Source organism: Trichlorobacter sp. (assembly GCF_030247655.1).
GTDB lineage: Bacteria > Desulfobacterota > Desulfuromonadia > Geobacterales > Pseudopelobacteraceae > Trichlorobacter.
Window position 1 is genome coordinate 1 of record NZ_JAOTRZ010000044.1, and the last position, 19868, is coordinate 19868.

A 19868-nucleotide genomic window follows, 5' to 3' on the forward strand; every position below is an offset into this window, starting at 1 on the left:
CTTCCACTACCACCACATATTCAAACAGCTCAACTTCACCGGTATCATTGTTGTAATGGGCTTCAAGGTTGCGAGTATTGCGATACTTTTTATTGGCAGCAGACAGCACGGCCTGTTCCATCGCCTCGATCACCACCTGACGGTCGATCCCCTTCTCTTTCACGATCTGCTCGATGGCCTGCTTGAGACTGACGATTGTATCCACGGCACGAATCTCCTTATGCGATCACGGATTAATTATTGCGTACGTACGAAAAACTAAATTCGACTACTAAAATTCAAATTCAAGATGTGCCTTGGCGATCTTGTCCCAAGGGATACGGGCCTGTGGCCCTTCCTTCAGGAGGATGATCACCACACCTTCTTCAACGCCTTCGATGGTACCCAAGAATGTCTTGCGGGGACTTCCCTTTTCATCCTTCAGCAACTCTGATGTCTTGATCACGGCAAGTCGCCCTGTATAACGAACGAAGTCCTGTTCTTTTTTCAGGGGCCGATCAAGACCTGGAGACGAGACTTCCAGGGTGTAGCGACTGGCAATACAGTCCTCAACATCAAGCTGCACAGACAGTTCACGGCTGACTTCAGCGCAGTCATCCAGGTTCACACCGTCTGGTTTATCAATAAAGATCTGCAGCAGGTAACCACGTCCAACTTTTTTAAATTCAAGCTCTACCAGTTCAAGCCCCATCGAATCAAGAATAGGGTGAAGCAGATTTTCAACCAGCTTTGCGGGATCAACACCGGCCATACATAAACTCCAGGCAATAAAAAAGTGGGCCTTGCGAGCCCACTTTGTCAGACAGAACAAAATGTAGTACAGGCAATACCATAGCGCCCCAATGGTTGCAAGCCTTTTATTGTCTTGAAATAATTGTTCTGATCGAATTGACAGGGGGAATATTTATATATATAGTTTTCACAAAATAGCCTACGAACAGGACCTGATCCATGGATTTCGACAAAAACATGATGTTTAGTAATGAGGCTGAAATTCTGAAGGTGCTTGGTCATCCGATCCGCTTGAAGATCGTTGCCGGACTCTGCTCACAACAGTGTAACGTCAAGCACATCTGGGAATGCCTCAGCCTGCCCCAGGCCACGGTTTCCCAGCATCTGGCCTTATTGAAGAACAAAGGAATTATTGAAGGAAAACGGGACGGCGTTGAGGTTCACTACAGCGTTATCCATCCCCTGGCAAAGAAGCTTATTGCTGCATTGCTGAGCCAGGATCAACGCCTTCCTGCTGCGTAAATCACTGAATAACTAACCGGCACACCATCTGGCGTACCAAACCGCTCGTAATAAATTGCTGCCATTTCATGCAGTACCCTGCGCCACCCCAGCCCGCCACCGGATGGCGGGCGTGATGTCCCTGCTCCGATCCGTTTGATTGCCTGCAACAGATGCGGCACATCTGGGTACCAAACCTGCTCCAGCTCAGACCAGACCACGACATCTCTGAATCCCGTCAGCTCAAGTGCCTGCTGCACCTGATCACTACTATGAAAACGATGGGTACCGTTATTTTGTTCAGTCACCTCCCGTCCGGTATTCAGCAAGGCCTGGTGCCACGACTCCCGCAACTCATAGAGTGTACCTTCACCAAATAGACTGAACACAAATCGTCCCTCTGGCTTAAGCACCCGCCTGACCTCTCCAAAACAGCACTGCAGGGTATCAAGCCACTGAAAGGTGGAACTGGAAAGTACCATCTGAAAACTGCTGTCAGCAAAGGGAAGCTGTTCCGCATCGCCCTGAATCAACCGGTCCTTCCCCCCGAGACGGACAGCGGCCTGCTGCAGCATATTGGGAGCCAGGTCAAGACCGGTTAGAGCAGCATCAGGAAAACAGCGCCCCAGCAGCTCTAGCAAACGTCCGGTACCGCAACCAACATCCAGGGCGGTTGCATTGGGAGCAAACGGATACTGACCAATCAGCTGCATCAACTGCTGCAACACCCGTTGCTGAACCGGGGTATGCTGATCATACGCTTCAGCCCCTCGATGAAAGGAGCTCTGCACCCTCTGTCGATTAATGCCTGTCATGCAGCGCTCCCACAAATTTTAGCAGATCATGGTTAAACTGCCGGGCACAGCTCAGAAACGGCGCATGACCACAACCGGCATAGAGCATACGCTGACTGTTCCTGATCGCCTGCGCCAACCAGACAGACGCCGCAGGCAGGCAGACCCTGTCCTGGTCGCCATGCAGCAGCAGGGTGGGACAAGCAACCTGCAGAGCCTCCTCCATCAGCTCTTCCTCCATCAATGCCTCAAGCCCTGCAAGGGCAGCAGCAGACTGAGGTAGAACAACCTGTCCTAACTGCTCTGCGACCTGTTGCGCAACAACAGGGTCATCAAGTTCATGCTCTACAAACAGATTGCGATGAAAACCTTCCAGGGCCCGCTCAAGACTGCGACGCACCTTCAGGCGCATCCCTTCAGCCTCTTTCGGGGGTAACCCATAGGGGAAGTGAGGGGCAGCCGAAAAGCGCGGGGTTGCCCCCACCAGCACCAGTCCGGCCAGCCGGTCTTTCAGGCGTGGCCAGGCCTTGAGCAGGGCCTGTGCTCCCAGGGACCAGCCAACCGCAACCATATCCTGCAGGTCAAGCCGTTCAACAACACGGATCAGATCAGCAGCATAGCCACCAAATCCGGTCACACCATCTTCCGGTAGCCCTGACTGCCCATGTCCCCGCAGGTCCAGCGAAATAACGCGATACTGCGCAGATAGGACAGTCCGCTGTAATCCCCAAATCGCTGATGACATGCACCAGCCATGTACAAACAGGATCGGTTGCCCTGCACCATACTCTTCGTACCAGATCGGCCCTGCAAACGGCATCAGAGCACCCCCAATTCCCGGCCGACCCGGACTATAGTAGCGGCAGCCTGTTGGATCTGACACGGACTATGACTGGCCATAACCGTACACCGCAGGCGGCTGGTACCTTTAGGCACAGTAGGGGGACGGATTCCCTGCACAAAGAGCCCTTCTTCCAGCAACCGAGCAGAAAAGTGTGTGGTGGTTTCAGAATCACCAACCAGAATCGGAACAATCGGGGTAGACCCATCAGGCACTTTGTAGCCTGCCTGCTGCAGAAGAGAGCGCAGCAGCGTACCGTTTTCTGCAAGTTGCCGCCGTAATTGCTGCCCTTCTTCTGCCTGTACCAGATCAACTGCCGCTGATGAGGCGGCCAGCACTGCCGGTGGCAGGGAGGTGGAAAAGATCAGCGAACGGGAGCGGTTGATCAGATACTCCCGCACCAGCCTGGAACAGGCAGCATAGGCACCAAAGCTGCCCAGGGCCTTGCCAAAGGTTCCCATCTGAATAGCCACCCGCCCTGTAATGCCGCAGAAATCAACACTGCCCCTACCCTGCTGCCCCAGCACACCTCCGGCATGGGCATCGTCCACCATAAGCAGGGCCTTATGCTGCTCTGCCAGATCAGCAATCCCTTGTAGCGGAGCGATATCGCCATCCATGCTGAAGACCCCGTCAGTCACAATCAGCCTGAAACCGTCTGTCTGATGCTGTTCCAACAGGCGTGCCAGTGCCTGGGTATCATTATGTGGGTAGCGGACCAGCCTGGCGCCAGAGAGCAGGGCACCATCAATGATACTGGCGTGGTTGAGCCGGTCAGAAAAGATGATATCTCCCCGCCCTGCCAAGGCAGCAATGATACCGGTGTTGGCTGCATAGCCACTGTTAAACAGCAGGGCAGTTTCCGTTCCTTTCCAGGCAGCCAGTTTATCCTCAAGTTTTTGATGCAATGGCTGATTACCTGAAACCAGCCGCGAAGCAGCACTAGAGGTACCATACTGCAAGGCAGCATCAGCTGCGGCCTGCGCCAGAGCTGGATGTTCGGCCAGCCCCAGGTAGTTGTTGGAACAGAACAACAACGCCTGTTGATCTTCAACAGAGACCAGCGGTGTTGTACGTTCAACCGACCGCAGGCTGCGGTACAGACCATCATGCCGGATCTTTTCAAGCCTTTGAGAGAGAAGCTGCAGCGGCATTGTTAACCTTTCAAAGCAAGCCAAAGTTGACAAACAATTCAAAAAAAGGGGGAAGACCATTTTCCCCCTTTCTATGCCTATAAATAGTTCTCCAGCCCTTGAGCAGCCAGCTGTTCAACTACTTTCTTCACATCCTGGGCCCGATCCTTTGGACAGACCAGCACCGCATCGCCAGTTGCAACCACGATCAGATCATGTACCCCCACCGTGGCCACAACATGACCGTTACCGGATACAATACAGCCACTACTTTCAACATTCACGTACGTACTGCAATTGGCAACCACCGTGCCCTGTGCGTCAAGATCTGTAACTTCCGGCAAGGCTGACCAGCTGCCCACGTCACTCCAGCCAACATCAGCAGGGACCATCTGAACCCGTTCTGACTGTTCCATGACACCGTAATCAATGGACTGGCCACCAATGGCAGCGTAGATGTCTGCTATCTGGCCCGACAGGTCAGCCAGATCCCAGACATCACCAAAGGTCATCCGTTCCAGCTGAGCCGCAAGTTCCGGCATGTAGCGGGCAATCTCAGTCAGGATTGTGTCAGCACGCCAGACAAACATGCCGCTGTTCCAGAAATAGGTGCCCGCCTCCAGATAGGCAAGGGCCGTGGCTCGATCCGGTTTTTCCACAAAGCGGGTTACCGGAAAGGGACCAAGCCCCCGCAGACTCATATCTGCCTCAAGGTAGCCATAACCAGTCTCAGGGCTGGTGGGTACAATGCCCAGGGTCATCAGCCAGCCGTTTCGAGCAGAGTTGGCCGCCAATTGCAGACTCTGGCGCAGCCCCTCATCATCCCGGATATAATGGTCAGCAGGCAGCACTGCCATCACCCCTTCCGGGTCATGGGCAGCAATAATGGTGGCAGCCAGTCCCACTGCCGGGGCTGTATTGCGCCCCACCGGCTCGGCAATCACGTCAACCGGAACCGATGCACGATATCCAGCCAGCTGACGTTCTGTTTCCGCTGCCTGCAGCCGGTTGGTTATGACCAGAACCCGCTTGGGCTTCAACGGCAGGATACGTTCAACGGTCCGTTGCAGCATGGTGGGACCATCGGTCACACTGATTAACTGTTTGGGACGTGCCGCACGGGAAACCGGCCAGAAACGGGTGCCTGAGCCTCCTGCCAGGATCACAACATACATAGCGCCTCCCTATGCCTCTGCCCGCTGGTAATCATCCTGAAAACGGACAATGTCGTCCTCGCCCAGGTATTCGCCACTCTGCACCTCAATAATCACCAACGGGATCTTACCGGGATTCTGCAGGCGATGCTGTTCACCGATCGGGATAAAGGTAGACTCATTGACATTCACCATGAATTCACGTTCACCACAGGTCACCAGAGCGGTTCCCGAGACCACAATCCAGTGTTCGCTGCGATGGTGATGCTTCTGCAGAGACAGCCGTTGTCCCGGCGACACCTCGATCCGTTTGATCTTGTAGTGACTGTTTTCCTCAAGCACCGTATAGGTGCCCCAGGGCCGCTCTCCACGCTCCAGTGTCATATATCAGGTTTCCTTCCGCAGGGTTAGATACTGTTTCAGCGCCTCGTGCCATGGTTGCGGCTCAAAGCCGGTATCGGCAACCAGCTTGCTGCAATCAAGGGTTGAGTAGAGCGGCCGCCGGGCCGGGCGGTTTAACTGTTCGGTGGTCATCGGCAGCACCTGCACCTTCAATCCCGACTCGTCAAAAATAGCCCTGGCAAAACCGTTCCAGGAGGTATGGCCGCTGTTGGCGCAGTGGTAGGTGCCACGGCAATCCTTGTCAATCAGGGCGATGATCCCCCTGGCCAGATCCATGGTCCAGGTGGGAGAACCGATCTGGTCATCCACCACGGTAAGCTCGTTTTTTTCCTGTCCCAGCTTTAGCATGGTCTCCACAAAATTCTTGCCATGCAGGCCATACAGCCATTGGGTCCGCACCAACAGGTTATCAGGATTGATATCCACATTCAGCTCACCGGCCAGTTTGGATTCGCCATAGATGTTCAACGGTTGTTGCAGGTCATCTTCCCTGTAGGGGCTGCCCTTGCTGCCGTCAAAGACATAGTCGGTACTGATCTGCACCAGCTTGGCCCCGATGCTACGGGTAACCAGCCCCAAAAAGGCCACCCCTTCGCCATTGACCTGCATGGCGGTCTCCGTGTTGGTCTCGCAGCCATCCACATCCGTGTAGGCAGCGCAGTTGATCACCACCTTTGGTTTCAGGGCGGTCAGCACCTGTTGCACTGACACCATATCAGTAATATCAATGTCCGGCAGGTCCACTCCCCTGCCCCGTTCACCCAGCAGGCTCATCAGATCCTGCCCCAGCATCCCGTTTGCCCCCACTACCAGAATCATGCTGCACCTCCGTACTGCTGCTGGTAGTAATCACGGTAGCTGCCACTAGTGACTTCTGTTACCCATTGTTGATTGGCCAGATACCAGTCAATGGTCTCGGCTATACCGGTTTCAAAGGTATAGGAGGGAGACCAGCCCAGATCTTTTTTGAGTTTTGAGGCATCAATGGCATAGCGCCGGTCATGGCCGGGGCGATCCTTGACAAAGGTGATCAGTCCCCTGTTCTCGCCAGACTGCCTGCCCAGCTTGGTATCCAGCAGGTCACAGACCAGATTGACGATAGCGATATTCTGCCATTCATTGTTGCCACCGATGTTGTAGACGGAGCCCGGCCTGGCGCCTTTCAGAATACACTCAATGGCTGCGCCATGGTCCTGCACATGCAGCCAGTCCCGTACATTTGTGCCATCGCCGTAGACCGGCAGTGGCTTTCTGGCAATAATATTGGCGATCAACAACGGAATCAGCTTTTCAGGAAAATGATAGGGACCATAGTTGTTGGAACAGCGCGAAACAAGCGTCGGCATGCCAAAGGTCTCTTGATAGGCCCGCACCAGCAGGTCTGCACCGGCCTTGGAAGCAGAATAGGGAGAGTTGGCAGCCAGCGGTGTATCCTCCGTAAAATAGCCGGTCTCCCCCAATGATCCATAGACCTCATCGGTGGAAATCTGATAGTAGCGGAAACTCGGTACAATACCCGATTGCCAGTGTTTACGGCTTTCCTCCAACAGCACTTGAGTACCCAGTACATTGGTACGGACAAATATCTCCGGTCCGGTTATGGAACGATCCACATGGGACTCAGCCGCAAAATGCACCACCGCATCAATTTTTTCCCCAGCCAGCAAGGAGGCAACCAATGCGGCGTCAGCAATATCACCTTTGACAAAGCGATAGCTGGGATTCGGCTCAACGCCAGTCAGGTTTTTCAGATTACCGGCATAGGTCAGGACATCAAGGTTAACCACACGACAACCGGGATTCAGCAGCATAAAACGGTTTATAAAATTTGAACCGATAAAGCCGGCCCCACCGGTTACCAGCAGGGCGTTGGGTTGAAACTGTTGCTCAGACATGGACGAGTCCTTAAGTGGAGTAAGCGGTTCTATACCATAGCGTGTTTGTTAGGGGAAGTCTGAGATGCTTACTCCCCCTCAGCAGCAAGTCCAAATTTAGAAAGCTTGTAGCGATAGGAGCGGAATGACATCCCCAGCAGATCAGCAGCCTTGGTTTTGCTGCCACCTGATTTTTCCAGGGCCTTGATCAGGTACTGTTTCTCCAGATTCTCAAGGGCCGGCTCCAGATCAATCCCTTCATCAGGAATATCAACCGCAGCATGCAGGTCAAAGCGTTTGATCGCCCCCCTAACCTGGGCAGGCAGACTGTCCAGAGTAATCCGTTCACGATCAAGCACCAGACTGCGCTCAATGATGTTCTCCAGCTCCCGCACGTTCCCGGGGAATGGGTAGGCCATCAAGCATTTAAGTGCTTCTGAAGTGACAATACCGCCGTTGCCGCAATGCTTCCTGACCAAATGTTCAACAAGTAACGGAATATCCTCAACCCTTTCCCGCAGGGGAGGCATCACCACCTGAACCACATTGACCCGGTAGTAAAGATCCTCTCGAAAGGTCCCTTCCTTTATCTGCAGTGCCAGATCACGGTTTGAGGCTGCCAGCAGACGCACATCAACCTTTTTGGTGCTTGATCCACCGACCCGGCGCACCTCCCGTTCCTGAATCACCCGCAACAAGCGGGTCTGCATTGCCAGCGGCAATTCACCTATCTCATCCAGAAAAACCGTGCCACCATTGGCCTGCTCAAACAGCCCGGCCCGCTCTCCCACCGCACCGGTAAAGGCCCCTTTGACATGGCCAAACAGTTCGCTCTCAATTAAATTTTCAGGAATGGCACCACAGTTAACCGCCACAAATGATTTATTTTTACGGGCACTTCCTTCATGAATCGCCCTGGCTGCCAATTCTTTACCAGTACCACTTTCTCCGGACACGAGCACCGTGGTTTGGGATTCAGCAACTTTGCGCAGCAGATTAAAGACCTCTTTCATCCGCTGCGACGTACCAACAATTCCGCCATACCCCTCGCACACGCCAGCCTTTTCCCTCAGTTGCCGGTTCTCTCGCTTCAGGTCACGCTTTTCCACAGCGTTCTTCACCAGTTTTTTGATCTCATCCACTTTGAAAGGTTTGGCGAGATAATCATAGGCACCCAGCTTCATTGCTTCAACCGCCTGTTCAGCTGTTGAAAAGGCAGTCACCAGCAACACCGCAGTATCCGGTTTATCTTCCTTAATCCGTGCCAGCAGCTCCAGGCCACTTAAGCCCGGCATCTGCACGTCTGAAATAACCAGATCAATATCCGAAGCAGCCAGGCGAACAAGCGCTGTTGCAGCGTCAGCTGCAGTCAGCACCTCATACCCTTCACGCTCAAGCAGGATCGAGATAAACTCCCGCATGCTCAATTCATCATCAACGACCAGAATTCTGGTTCTCACCAGGCCCCTCCTCCATCATCGGCAACAAAAGCGACATAACAGTCCCCCCCCCCTCACGGGGGGCAGCCTGCACCATACCACCATGCCCTTCAACAATCCGGTAGACCGTTGCCAGCCCCAGCCCGGTTCCAGCCGGTTTGGTTGTCCAGAACGGCTCAAACAGATGCCGACAGGTATCTTCATTCATGCCGCAGCCCTGATCAATAATTTTCAGACAGAGCAGAGAAAATGCCCTGCCCGCATCATCAGTTCCCGATTGCAGATCAGCAGAAATCTGAATCACTCCACTATCCGGCATGGCCTCTGCCGCGTTGTGCAATAAATTTAACAACACCTGCTGCAACTGACCACGATCAGCCCAGGCAGTAAGATCATCTGCTAGGTCCAGCACAAACCTGATCTTGTCAAAACGGTTATCTGCCAGCAGCAACTCCTGTAAATCCCTCACCAGATGATACAGATTAAAGCGTTCAAAGCGGGGAGGAGTCGGACGTGCGTAGGCCAAAAAGTCTGTTATCAGACTGTTTAAACGGTCGGATTCACGCAGAACAATTGCAAGCAGTCTGGATTCATGGTCACGCAGACTACCATGTTCAGACAACAGTTGAACTGAACCGCTGATGGCAGCCAGAGGATTACGGATTTCATGGGCCATACGGGCTGAAAGCTCACCCAGGGCTGCCAGACGATCTGACCGTTTCAGGGCCAGTTCCATCTGCTTAAAACCGGTCAGATCTTTGAGTGTTACAATCAGGCCGGCTGTTTCTCCCTGCAGATTCCTGAACGGTATGGTGGCATAGCCGATGGTCAGAGGATTGCCGGTTGTTGGTCGATAGTAAAACTCACCCTGCCCATGTTGCTCAAACGTCTCCCCTTCAACCTGTAGTGAGGGAAACACAGCACTAATCGGACGCCCATAGGCATGAATCTGGGTCATGCCGGTAATTTTTTCAACATAGGGATTAAATACTCTGATCAGCCCATCACGGGTAATGGTCAATAGACCACTTTCCAGATTCTCCACAATCGTACTATGAAGCTGCTTCAACTCCGCGTAGTTTACCTCTGTCAACCTGGCCCGTTCAGCCAGATGGCTTCCCATAACCGCTGCCAGTACAAACCCCACCAGATGCAGAAAAAGGGTATAAAAAATAACCACATTCCCGCGCTGTTGGGCAACTTCTGGACTCAAACCAATTCCTTGCAGCAAGCCAAAATACTGTAAATCAACCATTGCCCCGTACAAAATAATACAAAGAGCCGCGGTATACAGCGCCTGCTGTCGGTTTAACAACATGCCGGCACTCATTATGGCCAACAGATAAAGAAATGAGTACGGGCTGGCAATGCCGTCAGTCAACATCAGGAGCAAGGTGACAAACAGGATATCCCAGACGATTTGAAGCCGGGTAAGCGGAAGCAGCCACCCCTGGCGGCGCAAGGCCACCAGGGATATCAGAGAGACACAACAGGAAAGGACCATCAGCTCAATGACACCCTTAAACTGGATATCACTTATCGCTTCAGCATCGCTTAACTTCAGGATGATGGTTGATGCCAGAAAGAGGGTAATTACCACAATTCTGGCAAAGATAAAGAGCCTTAGACGACGCTCGGTTTTCATCCATTAGCCGCCAACAGCACCTGCCAGTTTAAAGATCGGCAGATACATGGCAACAACCAGTCCACCAACAGTGGTACCCAGAAAAACCATCAATAATGGTTCCATCATGGCGGTCATGGCAGAGACAGCATCATCAACCTCATCATCGTAGAAATCAGCAATTTTTGTCAGCATGGCGTCCATGGCGCCAGTGGCCTCACCAACGGCAATCATCTGCACTACCATGGGAGGAAAAATACCGCAGGCCTGAAGTGGCTCAGCCATGGTCTTACCTTCGGAAATGGCTTGACGTACCCCATAAATAGCCTCTTCAACAATCTTGTTACCAGCTGTCTTGGCAACGATCTCCAAGCCATCCATAATCGGCACGCCGGAACTGACCATGGTACCCAAGGTACGGGTAAATTTGGCAACTGACACCTTACGGATCAGCGGCCCGGCTATCGGGGCCTTGAGAAACATGGCATCCATCTTTTTTTGCCCACCAGGCGTGGCATAATACTTTTTAATCGCCCAACTTATGGCAAAAAAAGCTGCTATAATCACTATTATGTACTTTATAAGGAAGTTAGATAGGGCAATAACTATTTTGGTCGGGCCGGGAAGTTCTCCGCCAAAATCAGCAAACATCTTGGCAAAGGTAGGGATAACAAACACAAGAATAACCCCGACCACAATCACCGCAATTGACATGATGGTGGTTGGATAGACCATGGCCCCCTTGATCTGCTTCTTCAGCTTCATGGCCTTTTCAATATAGGCTGCCAGACGGTTAAGGATGGTATCCAGAATACCGCCGATCTCACCGGCTGCCACCAGGTTAACAAACAACTGGTCAAAGGCCTTGGGGTGTCTAGCCAAGGCATCAGCAAAGGTGGAACCGCTCTCAACACTCTCTTTTACCTTTAACAAAATCTCTTTAAAGGCTGGCCTTTCCTGTTGCGATGACAGGATGTCCAGACACTGTACCAACGGCAAACCTGAATCAATCATGGTGGCAAACTGGCGGGTAAAGATAACCAGATCCTTGGTGTCAATCTTACCGCCGCCAAAGCTGGGCATCTTGATCTGAATTCCTTTTGACTCAGCCTCTACTACAATATTCTGCCACCCTGCCTTTTGCAGCTGAGCTTCTACTGATGCGGCATCGGGGGCATCAGTCACACCTTTTTGAGCTGCTCCAGTGCGGGTTTTACCTTCCCATGTAAACATTGGCATGCTGTTCCTCCTCCAAAAGTATACCTGAATTATCGACGGGGCTGTTGACGCATTCCCATAGCAGGATTATTGATCATCTGACGCAGTTCATCAGGATCAGAAGTGCGGCCCATGGCATCATCAAGGGTAATTAATCTCCGGATATACAGAGAGTAGAGTGACTGATTCATGGTCTGCATCCCGAATTTTTCCTGCCCGACCTGCATCTGTGAATAAATCTGGTGGACTTTATCTTCCCGAATCAGGTTTCTGATAGCCGGATTCGGCACCATGATCTCAAGCGACATAACCCTGCCACCACCAATTTTGGGTATCAGCGCCTGAGACATAACCCCTTCCATAACAAAAGAGAGCTGAGCGCGGATCTGGGGTTGCTGGTACGGAGGAAAAACATCTACTATCCGGTTTATGGTCTGGGCACAGGAGTTAGTATGCAGAGTTGCCAAACAAAGGTGACCGGTTTCAGCCAGAGTCAAGGCGGCCTCAATCGTTTCAAGATCCCGTAACTCCCCCACCAAAACCACATCAGGGTCCTGGCGCAGGACATACTTAAGTGCACATTTAAATCCCTTTGTATCAGACCCCACCTCCCGTTGATTAACAAGGCAGCCTTTGTGGGGATGGAGATACTCAATGGGATCTTCAATAGTAACAATATGCTCTTTACGATTGACGTTAATAAAATCAATGATTGAGGCAAGCGTAGTTGATTTTCCACTACCGGTAGGCCCGGTGACCAGAATCAGGCCGCGTGGTTTTTCAGCAAGGTCCTTTACCACCGGGGGTAAACCAAGTTCTTCAAAGGACATTATTTTGTATGGGATCACACGAAAAACACCAGCTACCGCACCACGTTGCACAAAAACATTACCACGAAAACGTGATAACCCCTTTACACCAAATGAAAGATCAAGCTCGCTTTCCTCTTCGAACTTATGCTTCTGAGAGTCAGTTAGTACAGAATAACAAAGTTGCTTGGTTTCCACCGCATTCAAGGGGGGAAAATCCAGTGGGCATAATTTCCCATCCACCCGAATCTGGGGCGGGGTATTGGTGGTAATATGCAGATCAGAGCCACCAGCTTCCACCAGGGTTTTCAGAAGTTCATGCAGGTTTGCCATAAAATAACTCCTTAATCGTCAGAAACCGTTACCCTTAAAACCTCTTCAAGGGATGTAACGCCCTCTTTCACCTTAGTCAAACCAGACTGCCGCATAGTCTTGATCCCAAGCCGCATTGATTCTCGCTTGATCTCAGCTGTATTTGCACCATTCAAAATCAACTCACGAATCGGCTCAAGCATCGGCATAACCTGATAAAAACCGACCCGCCCCTTGTAACCGGTATTATTACAGACAGGACACCCTCTGCCTTTGTAGCAGACATATTCTGCAGCTTCATCCGCAGGTACACCTGCATCTATCAAAGCCTGGACCGGAATATCCTCTTTTTCTTTACACTCACCACAGACACGACGAGCCAGACGCTGGGCCGTAATCAGGTTGACTGCTGATGCTACAAGAAACGGCTCTATCCCCATATTCAGCAGACGATTGATGGTCGCTGGCGCATCGTTGGTATGCAGGGTGGAAAGTACCAGGTGGCCTGTCAAAGCTGCCTTAACGGCAATCTCTGCGGTTTCAAAGTCCCGGATCTCGCCAATCATAATAATGTCAGGATCCTGACGCAGAAATGAGCGGAGGGCAGCAGCAAAGTTAAGGCCAATATCTTCATGCATCTGCACCTGATTAATACCTGCAAAGTTGAATTCCACCGGATCTTCCGCCGTGGAAATATTCTCTGTTACCTTGTTGAGTTCCGCCAGGGCAGAATAGAGTGAAACGGTCTTTCCTGAGCCGGTAGGTCCGGTTACCAACACCATACCGAACGGCTTGTGAATTTCACGTTTAAAGTGGGCCAGTGCCTCTGGCTCATACCCCAGCTTGGTTAAATCCGTTTGCAGGTTACTCTTATCCAGCAGACGTAAAACTATTTTTTCGCCAAACAGGGTGGGAAGACATGAAACCCGATAGTCCATATCCCTGCCGCCACCCAGCTTGATCTTGATCCGGCCATCCTGGGGCAGACGCCGTTCGGCAATATCAAGTTCCGCCATAATCTTGATCCGGGAGGTGATGGCATTTTTCAACTTCATAGGCGGTTTCATTACTTCGTAGAGCACGCCGTCAATCCGATAACGAACCCTGAAGGTTTTTTCATAGGGTTCAATATGAATATCGCTTGCTTTTTTCTTAATGGCATCCATCAAAATAAGGTTAACCAGTTTAACTACCGGTGCATCCTCGGTTGCACGCTCCAAAGAGGAAACATCTACCTCCTCCTCAGTGTCCACCAGTTCCAGATCCTCCATATCAAGGTTATCCATCACATCAGCCAGAGAGGCGGACTGATCATAGTACTTGTCGATGGCACCTTTAATATCAGACTCACCGGTCACAACCATTTCAACATTATAGCTGGTCATGAACTTGATATCTTCAATGGCAAACAGATTGGAGGGATCACTGACCGCAACAATCAGCGTTGAGCCAGCTCGATTCACTGGAATCAAGTTGTACTTTTGAACCACTTCAGGAGGAATAATTTTGATGACGGCAGGATCAATATCATAGTCAGCTAAACTGATAGTTGGAACGCCATATTGACGGGAAAGAAACGCCACCAGGTCCGGCTCTTTGACCAAACCTTGTTTAACCAGAACAGATCCCAGCTTGCTCTGTCCGCCGGACATTTTCTGCTCCTGCAGTGCAGCGGTCAACTGTTCGCTGGTAATAATATTATTTTTAACCAGTATGTCGCCAAGGCGGCTCGTCTGCATGGTACTCCCGTTAATAGATCAAAATAAAACCGCATAAAAACGAACCGATAGTAGCGGTCGACATCAAAGACTGTCAAGCCTTTGCTGCGTTGCATAAAAGCAGCTGAGAGCCTCTTGCATGACACCCTCATCAGGACTCATGCCGTGCCACAGCTTAAAAGCCAACTCCCCCTGCGCAACCAACATACCTATGCCATTGGCCGCTTTCAACCCGCATTTTTTTGCGTCTGACAGTAACGGCGTTAAAGTGGGATTATAAACCATATCATATACTTTAGCATGGCCGGACAGAAGTGCAAGTGACAGACCCTCAATTTTTTCACCTGCCATACCCAATGAGGTTGCGTTAACAAGCAGGTCGACCTCTGATAATGCAAGTTCAGCCTGAACAGGAAGTGTAGAAACCTGCAGTTTAACCTGCGGGTAACATGCCCGGAACGAGTTAGCCAGGTCATCTGCTATTTGCAAGGTACGATTTACTACAATAACAGAAGCAACACCAGCGCGGCAAAATGCAGCCAATGCCCCACGGGCAGCTCCGCCAGCACCAACCAGAACAACCTTGCTTCCAGCAATCCCACACTCCAGGTCCTTTGCTAAAGAAATAATCATTCCATCGCCATCCGTGTTATGGCCAATCAACCTCCCCCCTTGATTAACCACTGTATTAACAGCCCCAGCCTGCACAGCCGAAGGTGCTAACTCATCAAGCAGAGGCATAATACTGGTCTTGTGAGGAATGGTGACATTAAAACCACATACCTGTAACGCCCGCAATCCTGAAACCGCTGTTGCTAGCTGATCAGGTTCAACAGCAAACGGGACATAGAGACCATCTACAGCAGCGGCCTGTAAAGCTGCATTCTGCATTACAGGTGAAAGAGAATGGGTCACAGGATAACCGATGATCCCATAGATCCTGGTCTTCCCGGTAATGACTGATTTATCGTTCATCGGCTCCCCCGGCAGCGGCAGGAATAGCATAACGCCGTCGCATCAGTCTCAGGTTTTCCTGCCATTCAGGCATAATCTTTCCAGCCAACAGTAGCAAGCGCGAGGCCTCCTTTACATGGCCTCTGCGCGCCAACTCCTCGGCCGACTGCAGAAGACAATAAGCATGGATAATCAATGCCTTACGAGAATCAATATCGGGCAGCCACCCCTTGGGTGTAAGCCGATGCAAAACATACATCTTCCAGATTGCGGCATCATCATAGTGTACTAATCCGCTATCCGACAGCCAGTACAGCATCCCTTGCTGAACAGGTTGTTGATTGTTCCAGTCGAACGAATAGCGGGTAGAGAAATCCATAAGAACTGGTCGTTGTTGACGTAACTTTTCGACCAAATGAATAAAAAACAGCTCGGCGGTTACCGTACCTGGTTCCTCTTTAAATGGCTGGGCAAGACGTGGCAGTTCCCGTTGATACCAGGGAAAAACCAAGTGCGGAATATGAGCCAGATCAAGATCTTCTCTGAACCGCTCAACTCCCTGCAGATACCAGAGAGGAAATGCGCCGCTATCTCCCCAGGTAAACAAAAGAGCATCCTCCGGCAAAGGACGCAGGGTATTTAAGGCATAGTCCTGAGCAAGATAATTTTTATGTTGGTCCTGTGCTGAAAGATTGAGGGATAGCTGCACGAGCGGTATGAGTAAAAAGAAAAAAGCCAAGACGACATGGTGTAACACCCCATAGTGGTCTGGCTTCTGAGCCGCTGCTGCACCTCTAGCTGCAGCAGTAAACAGACCAATTGCAAGTACCACGGCAGCTAACAAATACAAAGGCGTATAGAACTCCTCAGTCAAAAAAATTGATTCGAATTGAGGATTAAAATAACCGGCAATAATCAGCCAAAAGCAGAAGAGACTCATCGCCAGATACACAAGAAAAGCCCGCTGGATCTGCCAACACGCCCACAACCCGATCAACACAAACAACAGGCCAACCCAACCAAACTCATGGGGTAGATTAAAGGCCGCAAGCTGCTTAAATAGCAAACTTACATCTCTGCTGTGAGGATCTTCAGGATATCCTCGCCGCAACAGATGCCAGAGAAAACGGGAGATGACATCAGGATCACCCCAATTTTGACGGGTTTCTGCAGCAGCACGCAGCGGCAGATATAACTGCACAGCTCCACCGAGCAACAACATACAAACTGTCAATATCCATTCTCGCACACGACGTATGGATTGCCATGACGTTACCAACACAAACAACAGACAGCCGGGTAATAACAGTACAATGGTTTGATGGGCGCCAGTAGCCAGACCAGCCAGAAAAGCCGCTGCGTACCACCAGGCAGGCTGTTCATCTCCCTGGAGATGGTTTTTACCCCAGCGCAACAGAAAAAATAGTATCAACCCGCTTATAAATGCCAGTAACGGATAGGGTTTATCATGGTTACTCTGTAGCCAGAGCCGTGGAGAAACCGCAAAAATCAGGGCACCTGACATTGCCGCTAAACTCTTCGCAAATTCAGAAAAAACAGGATCTTCACAAAAAATGACCACATCAAGAAGTGCCCTGATCAGATGATAGACCATAAGACAAGCCAACGCTGCAGAAACTGCTGTTGCAAAATTGACTTTGAAGGCAATGGTACCAACCGGTAGCCAGGCAAACAGTTTTGCAAAAAGTAGAAACAGTGGATAGCCTGGAGAGTGGGCTGACCCCAGAAAATGTACGGCAGTGACAAACTCACCGCTGTCATAAAACGTAATGGTTGGGGCCAGACAGCCAAGATAGATTCCAAGTGGCAGTATAAATGCCAGTAGTGACCCGACATCAAGATAACGTGACACCATCTGTCTCATCACTGTTCGCCTGCAGTAGCAGCCTGTTTACGCATTTTACCCAGTGACATCCCCTGAGACCAGACCTGATAAAGACCAGCAAGTATCACCGGAAAAAAACCAACCCCATGCACCACCAGTGCAATACTTACCGATTGGGTATCAGGCAGGCCAAAAGCAGCCAGGCCGGTATAGCAGGCCAGATGATACGTACCGATATACCCGGGCGCAGCAGGCACCATCACAGCAAAAACCAGCAGTACCATAATAAAAAAAGATGCTGTCAAAGGGAGATGTATTCCAAAGCCAAGCAGGATCAGGTAGATGGGCAGAGTTGCACTGACCCAGATAAGAACAGAGCTAACGAGAATGCCCAGAATGTCACTGCGTCGATAGGTAATACGCAAACCACCAAGGAAAGATCCTATAAGTGGAATGGTTTTTTCTGCAATAACAGCAGGAAACGGTTTAAGTAAGTGAGTGAGAAAGGATATCGTGACAGAGGTGCGTAATTTTAAAAGCACCAGAAACAGTATCACTCCAGCATAAAAGATCAGCATAGTTGTACCACCAGCACGCAGCAGCGATGCTGACTGCTCCATTCCTGCCGGTAGCTGCAAGGTCAACAGCACTCCTGCCAGCATGACCATTACACTGAAACCATCAAACAGTCGGTCTATAACCAGCGAAGCAAACACTGATGGTGTCTGCAGGTGCTCTTTTTCAGCCAACACCCAGGCCCGGATAAACTCACCTAATCTGGCAGGAAAAAGGTTGTTTGCCATGTAACCCACAAGTACTGCTGGATAGAGGGATCCTAGAGCTATTTTACGTTCATGCAACAGCAAATAACGCCAGCGAACAGCTCGTACCCAGTAGCTGAGAAAAGTAAAAAGAACAGCAGCTGCAAGGCAACGCAGGTCAAGTTGCCGTAGTGCCGCAAGTAATGACTGAAAATCGATCTTGCGAAGGAGCATCAGGAGCAGCAGTAGACTAATCCCGATCCCTATCCAAAATAACACTGTTGAACGTTTCATTGCCGGTACTCTGCAGGTAGTCCGGAAGCCAGTATATTACGGGCAGTAGCCACATCTGAAAAAATTTGTGACATCAAAGCGGCCTTATCAGAAAATTTTTTGATGTCACGTAACTTATCAACAAAATGAATTACCACATCCTGACCGTACAAATCAGCGCTGAAGTCAAACAGAAACACCTCAATAGTATGCTGACCACCGCCAAAGGTTGGATTCACCCCTACACTGCACGCCCCCATAAAAAGTTCGCCCAACACGGAAACCCAGACAGCATAAACACCATCACCTGGAATCAACTCATTATGAGTCACAATATTGGCCGTTGGAAACCCCAAAGAACGCCCTATTTCTCGTCCATGTACCACCTGACCAGAGATACGGTGGCACCGTCCAAGTATCTGCAAAGCCCCTGCAACAATCCCATCAGTAACAAGTTGTCGAACTGCAGTGCTGCTAAATAAGATTCCGTCATCACCAACCGGGTCAAGCGTCTGCACCTCAAAATTCAACTCACGCCCCATTTTAACCAAAAAAGATTCATTACCCTCACGCCCACTACCAAAAGCATAGTCATGACCAATAACCAGAAAGCGGACTCCCAGACAGGTGTGCAGAACACGCCGCACAAAAAAATCAGCAGACAGCTCAGAAAACTCTTTTGAAAATGGAATTACCAACAGCAGATCAATGTCGCTTTCAGCAATCAATTCGCGTTTCTGATCGTCAGTCGTAATGAGACAAAAACGACGGTCATCAGGACGCAAAACACGCAACGGGTGGGGAGTGAAGGTCACAACCACAGAGAGTGCAGACAGCTCTTTGGCGCGATTAGTTACCTGGCGAAAGATCTCGCGGTGCCCCCGGTGCACACCATCAAAATTCCCAATGGTAACCACCGATCGATCTGCAAGAGGGCGGGAAAAATTATTTGTTATCATAGTACGCATAGTTCAGTCTATATGGCACAATTTTGGCCTTGAAACAACCCTGATGCCTTGACAAATCTGTCATCAGGGTTCAATAATTGCAGCTCAATCTGTATACACTATTATCACGGGAGTATCCCATGATCATTGAAAGTGATTTTCTGGTCATCGGCAGTGGTATTGCCGGTCTTTCCTTTGCACTTCAGGCTGCTGCACACGGAACTGTTTCCGTTGTCACCAAACGTGAAGTAGCAGAATCGGCCACTCGTTATGCCCAGGGAGGTATTGCCTCAGTCTTTTCCAGCGAAGACTCTTTTGACGCTCACGTGGAAGATACGTTGGTAGCAGGTGCTGGCATTTGTCACGAGGATGTCGTACGAATGGTGGTTGAGGAAGGTCCTCAAACCATAAAGAACCTGATTGAATGGGGAGTGAAGTTCACCACCACCACCAAGGGCGATGAGTATGACCTGACCCGAGAAGGTGGTCATAGTGCCCGCCGGATTTTACATGCTGAAGACATAACCGGACGTGAA

General features: G+C 50.7%; 20 protein-coding genes. 2 read left to right on the forward strand and 18 right to left on the reverse strand.

Annotation, left to right across the window (positions count from 1 at the left end):
* Both OEL57_RS06015 and rimP read right to left on the reverse strand, forming a co-directional pair.
* A partial coding sequence (locus OEL57_RS06015; protein WP_300738542.1) for a NusA N-terminal domain-containing protein occupies nt 1-205 on the reverse strand: 205 nt, incomplete at its 3' end.
* 66 nt (nt 206-271) lie between these two features.
* Nucleotides 272-751: a ribosome maturation factor RimP gene (gene rimP / locus OEL57_RS06020; RefSeq protein WP_300738548.1), complete on the reverse strand. Its 480-nt coding sequence runs from the start codon at nt 749-751 to the stop codon at nt 272-274.
* A 200-nt stretch (nt 752-951) separates the two neighbouring features.
* Here rimP and OEL57_RS06025 point away from each other — a divergent pair, with 200 nt between their 5' ends.
* A complete protein-coding gene (locus tag OEL57_RS06025) occupies nt 952-1254 on the forward strand; it encodes an ArsR/SmtB family transcription factor (RefSeq protein WP_300738551.1) in 303 nt (100 codons plus the stop codon).
* Here the strand turns inward: OEL57_RS06025 and bioC are convergent.
* The 16 genes from bioC to OEL57_RS06105 all read right to left on the reverse strand — a co-directional run bounded on the left by bioC (nt 1233) and on the right by OEL57_RS06105 (nt 19353).
* Entirely contained in the window at nt 1233-2048 is an 816-nt protein-coding gene (gene bioC / locus OEL57_RS06030; protein ID WP_300738554.1) for a malonyl-ACP O-methyltransferase BioC, read from the reverse strand. The two genes, OEL57_RS06025 and bioC, sit on opposite strands and share 22 nt — an antisense overlap.
* Nucleotides 2035-2847 carry an alpha/beta fold hydrolase gene (locus OEL57_RS06035; protein WP_300738557.1) on the reverse strand — a complete coding sequence of 271 codons (813 nt, stop codon included), beginning with the start codon at nt 2845-2847 and terminating at the stop codon, nt 2035-2037. Before OEL57_RS06035 ends, bioC begins: the two co-directional genes overlap by 14 nt.
* Nucleotides 2847-4022, reverse strand: a complete 1176-nt coding sequence (gene bioF, locus OEL57_RS06040; protein WP_300738560.1) for an 8-amino-7-oxononanoate synthase — start codon at nt 4020-4022, stop codon at nt 2847-2849. Before bioF ends, OEL57_RS06035 begins: the two co-directional genes overlap by 1 nt.
* 77 nt (nt 4023-4099) lie before the next feature.
* On the reverse strand, nt 4100-5176 hold the full coding sequence (locus OEL57_RS06045; protein WP_300738563.1) for a mannose-1-phosphate guanylyltransferase: 1077 nt from the start codon (nt 5174-5176) through the stop codon (nt 4100-4102).
* A gap of 9 nt (nt 5177-5185) precedes the next feature.
* On the reverse strand, nt 5186-5539 hold the full coding sequence (locus OEL57_RS06050; RefSeq protein ID WP_300738566.1) for a cupin domain-containing protein: 354 nt from the start codon (nt 5537-5539) through the stop codon (nt 5186-5188).
* A gap of 3 nt (nt 5540-5542) precedes the next feature.
* Nucleotides 5543-6376, reverse strand: coding sequence for a dTDP-4-dehydrorhamnose reductase (gene rfbD / locus OEL57_RS06055; RefSeq protein WP_300738568.1), 834 nt, complete (start codon nt 6374-6376; stop codon nt 5543-5545).
* Nucleotides 6373-7452, reverse strand: a complete 1080-nt coding sequence (rfbB, locus tag OEL57_RS06060; RefSeq protein WP_300738571.1) for a dTDP-glucose 4,6-dehydratase — start codon at nt 7450-7452, stop codon at nt 6373-6375. The genes rfbD and rfbB overlap by 4 nt, the downstream gene beginning before the upstream one ends.
* A 68-nt stretch (nt 7453-7520) precedes the next feature.
* The gene (locus OEL57_RS06065; RefSeq protein ID WP_300738573.1) at nt 7521-8891 is read right to left on the reverse strand and encodes a sigma-54-dependent transcriptional regulator; all 1371 of its coding nucleotides are present in this window, start codon (nt 8889-8891) and stop codon (nt 7521-7523) included.
* Nucleotides 8866-10515: a two-component system sensor histidine kinase NtrB gene (locus OEL57_RS06070; RefSeq protein ID WP_300738574.1), complete on the reverse strand. Its 1650-nt coding sequence runs from the start codon at nt 10513-10515 to the stop codon at nt 8866-8868. The genes OEL57_RS06065 and OEL57_RS06070 overlap by 26 nt, the downstream gene beginning before the upstream one ends.
* A gap of 3 nt (nt 10516-10518) precedes the next feature.
* A complete protein-coding gene (locus OEL57_RS06075; RefSeq protein WP_300738575.1) occupies nt 10519-11733 on the reverse strand; it encodes a type II secretion system F family protein in 1215 nt (404 codons plus the stop codon).
* A 29-nt stretch (nt 11734-11762) separates the two neighbouring features.
* Complete coding sequence (locus OEL57_RS06080; protein ID WP_300738576.1) at nt 11763-12854, reverse strand: type IV pilus twitching motility protein PilT; 1092 nt, start codon at nt 12852-12854, stop codon at nt 11763-11765.
* A gap of 11 nt (nt 12855-12865) precedes the next feature.
* Complete coding sequence (gene pilB / locus OEL57_RS06085; RefSeq protein ID WP_300738577.1) at nt 12866-14572, reverse strand: type IV-A pilus assembly ATPase PilB; 1707 nt, start codon at nt 14570-14572, stop codon at nt 12866-12868.
* A 63-nt stretch (nt 14573-14635) separates the two neighbouring features.
* A complete protein-coding gene (gene aroE / locus OEL57_RS06090) occupies nt 14636-15526 on the reverse strand; it encodes a shikimate dehydrogenase (protein WP_300738578.1) in 891 nt (296 codons plus the stop codon).
* Nucleotides 15516-17390, reverse strand: a complete 1875-nt coding sequence (locus tag OEL57_RS06095) for a DUF2723 domain-containing protein (protein WP_307726453.1) — start codon at nt 17388-17390, stop codon at nt 15516-15518. Before OEL57_RS06095 ends, aroE begins: the two co-directional genes overlap by 11 nt.
* On the reverse strand, nt 17390-18406 hold the full coding sequence (locus OEL57_RS06100; protein ID WP_300738579.1) for a lysylphosphatidylglycerol synthase transmembrane domain-containing protein: 1017 nt from the start codon (nt 18404-18406) through the stop codon (nt 17390-17392). The genes OEL57_RS06095 and OEL57_RS06100 overlap by 1 nt, the downstream gene beginning before the upstream one ends.
* Entirely contained in the window at nt 18403-19353 is a 951-nt protein-coding gene (locus OEL57_RS06105) for a bifunctional riboflavin kinase/FAD synthetase (RefSeq protein ID WP_300738580.1), read from the reverse strand. The genes OEL57_RS06100 and OEL57_RS06105 overlap by 4 nt, the downstream gene beginning before the upstream one ends.
* A gap of 119 nt (nt 19354-19472) precedes the next feature.
* Between OEL57_RS06105 and OEL57_RS06110 the strand changes: the two genes are divergently transcribed.
* On the forward strand, nt 19473-19868 hold a 396-nt coding region (locus tag OEL57_RS06110), incomplete at its 3' end, for an FAD-dependent oxidoreductase (RefSeq protein ID WP_300738581.1).

Bases quoted from the DNA above. Each gene is read 5' to 3' on its own strand.
- rimP (WP_300738548.1), bottom strand. From the start codon at position 751: ATGGCCGGTGTTGATCCCGCAAAGCTGGTTGAAAATCTGCTTCACCCT.
- OEL57_RS06025 (WP_300738551.1), top strand. From the start codon at position 952: ATGGATTTCGACAAAAACATGATGTTTAGTAATGAGGCTGAAATTCTG.
- bioC (WP_300738554.1), bottom strand. From the start codon at position 2,048: ATGACAGGCATTAATCGACAGAGGGTGCAGAGCTCCTTTCATCGAGGG.
- OEL57_RS06035 (WP_300738557.1), bottom strand. From the start codon at position 2,847: ATGCCGTTTGCAGGGCCGATCTGGTACGAAGAGTATGGTGCAGGGCAA.
- bioF (WP_300738560.1), bottom strand. From the start codon at position 4,022: ATGCCGCTGCAGCTTCTCTCTCAAAGGCTTGAAAAGATCCGGCATGAT.
- OEL57_RS06045 (WP_300738563.1), bottom strand. From the start codon at position 5,176: ATGTATGTTGTGATCCTGGCAGGAGGCTCAGGCACCCGTTTCTGGCCG.
- OEL57_RS06050 (WP_300738566.1), bottom strand. From the start codon at position 5,539: ATGACACTGGAGCGTGGAGAGCGGCCCTGGGGCACCTATACGGTGCTT.
- rfbD (WP_300738568.1), bottom strand. From the start codon at position 6,376: ATGATTCTGGTAGTGGGGGCAAACGGGATGCTGGGGCAGGATCTGATG.
- rfbB (WP_300738571.1), bottom strand. From the start codon at position 7,452: ATGTCTGAGCAACAGTTTCAACCCAACGCCCTGCTGGTAACCGGTGGG.
- OEL57_RS06070 (WP_300738574.1), bottom strand. From the start codon at position 10,515: ATGAAAACCGAGCGTCGTCTAAGGCTCTTTATCTTTGCCAGAATTGTG.
- OEL57_RS06075 (WP_300738575.1), bottom strand. From the start codon at position 11,733: ATGCCAATGTTTACATGGGAAGGTAAAACCCGCACTGGAGCAGCTCAA.
- OEL57_RS06080 (WP_300738576.1), bottom strand. From the start codon at position 12,854: ATGGCAAACCTGCATGAACTTCTGAAAACCCTGGTGGAAGCTGGTGGC.
- pilB (WP_300738577.1), bottom strand. From the start codon at position 14,572: ATGCAGACGAGCCGCCTTGGCGACATACTGGTTAAAAATAATATTATT.
- aroE (WP_300738578.1), bottom strand. From the start codon at position 15,526: ATGAACGATAAATCAGTCATTACCGGGAAGACCAGGATCTATGGGATC.
- OEL57_RS06095 (WP_307726453.1), bottom strand. From the start codon at position 17,390: ATGAGACAGATGGTGTCACGTTATCTTGATGTCGGGTCACTACTGGCA.
- OEL57_RS06100 (WP_300738579.1), bottom strand. From the start codon at position 18,406: ATGAAACGTTCAACAGTGTTATTTTGGATAGGGATCGGGATTAGTCTA.
- OEL57_RS06105 (WP_300738580.1), bottom strand. From the start codon at position 19,353: ATGCGTACTATGATAACAAATAATTTTTCCCGCCCTCTTGCAGATCGA.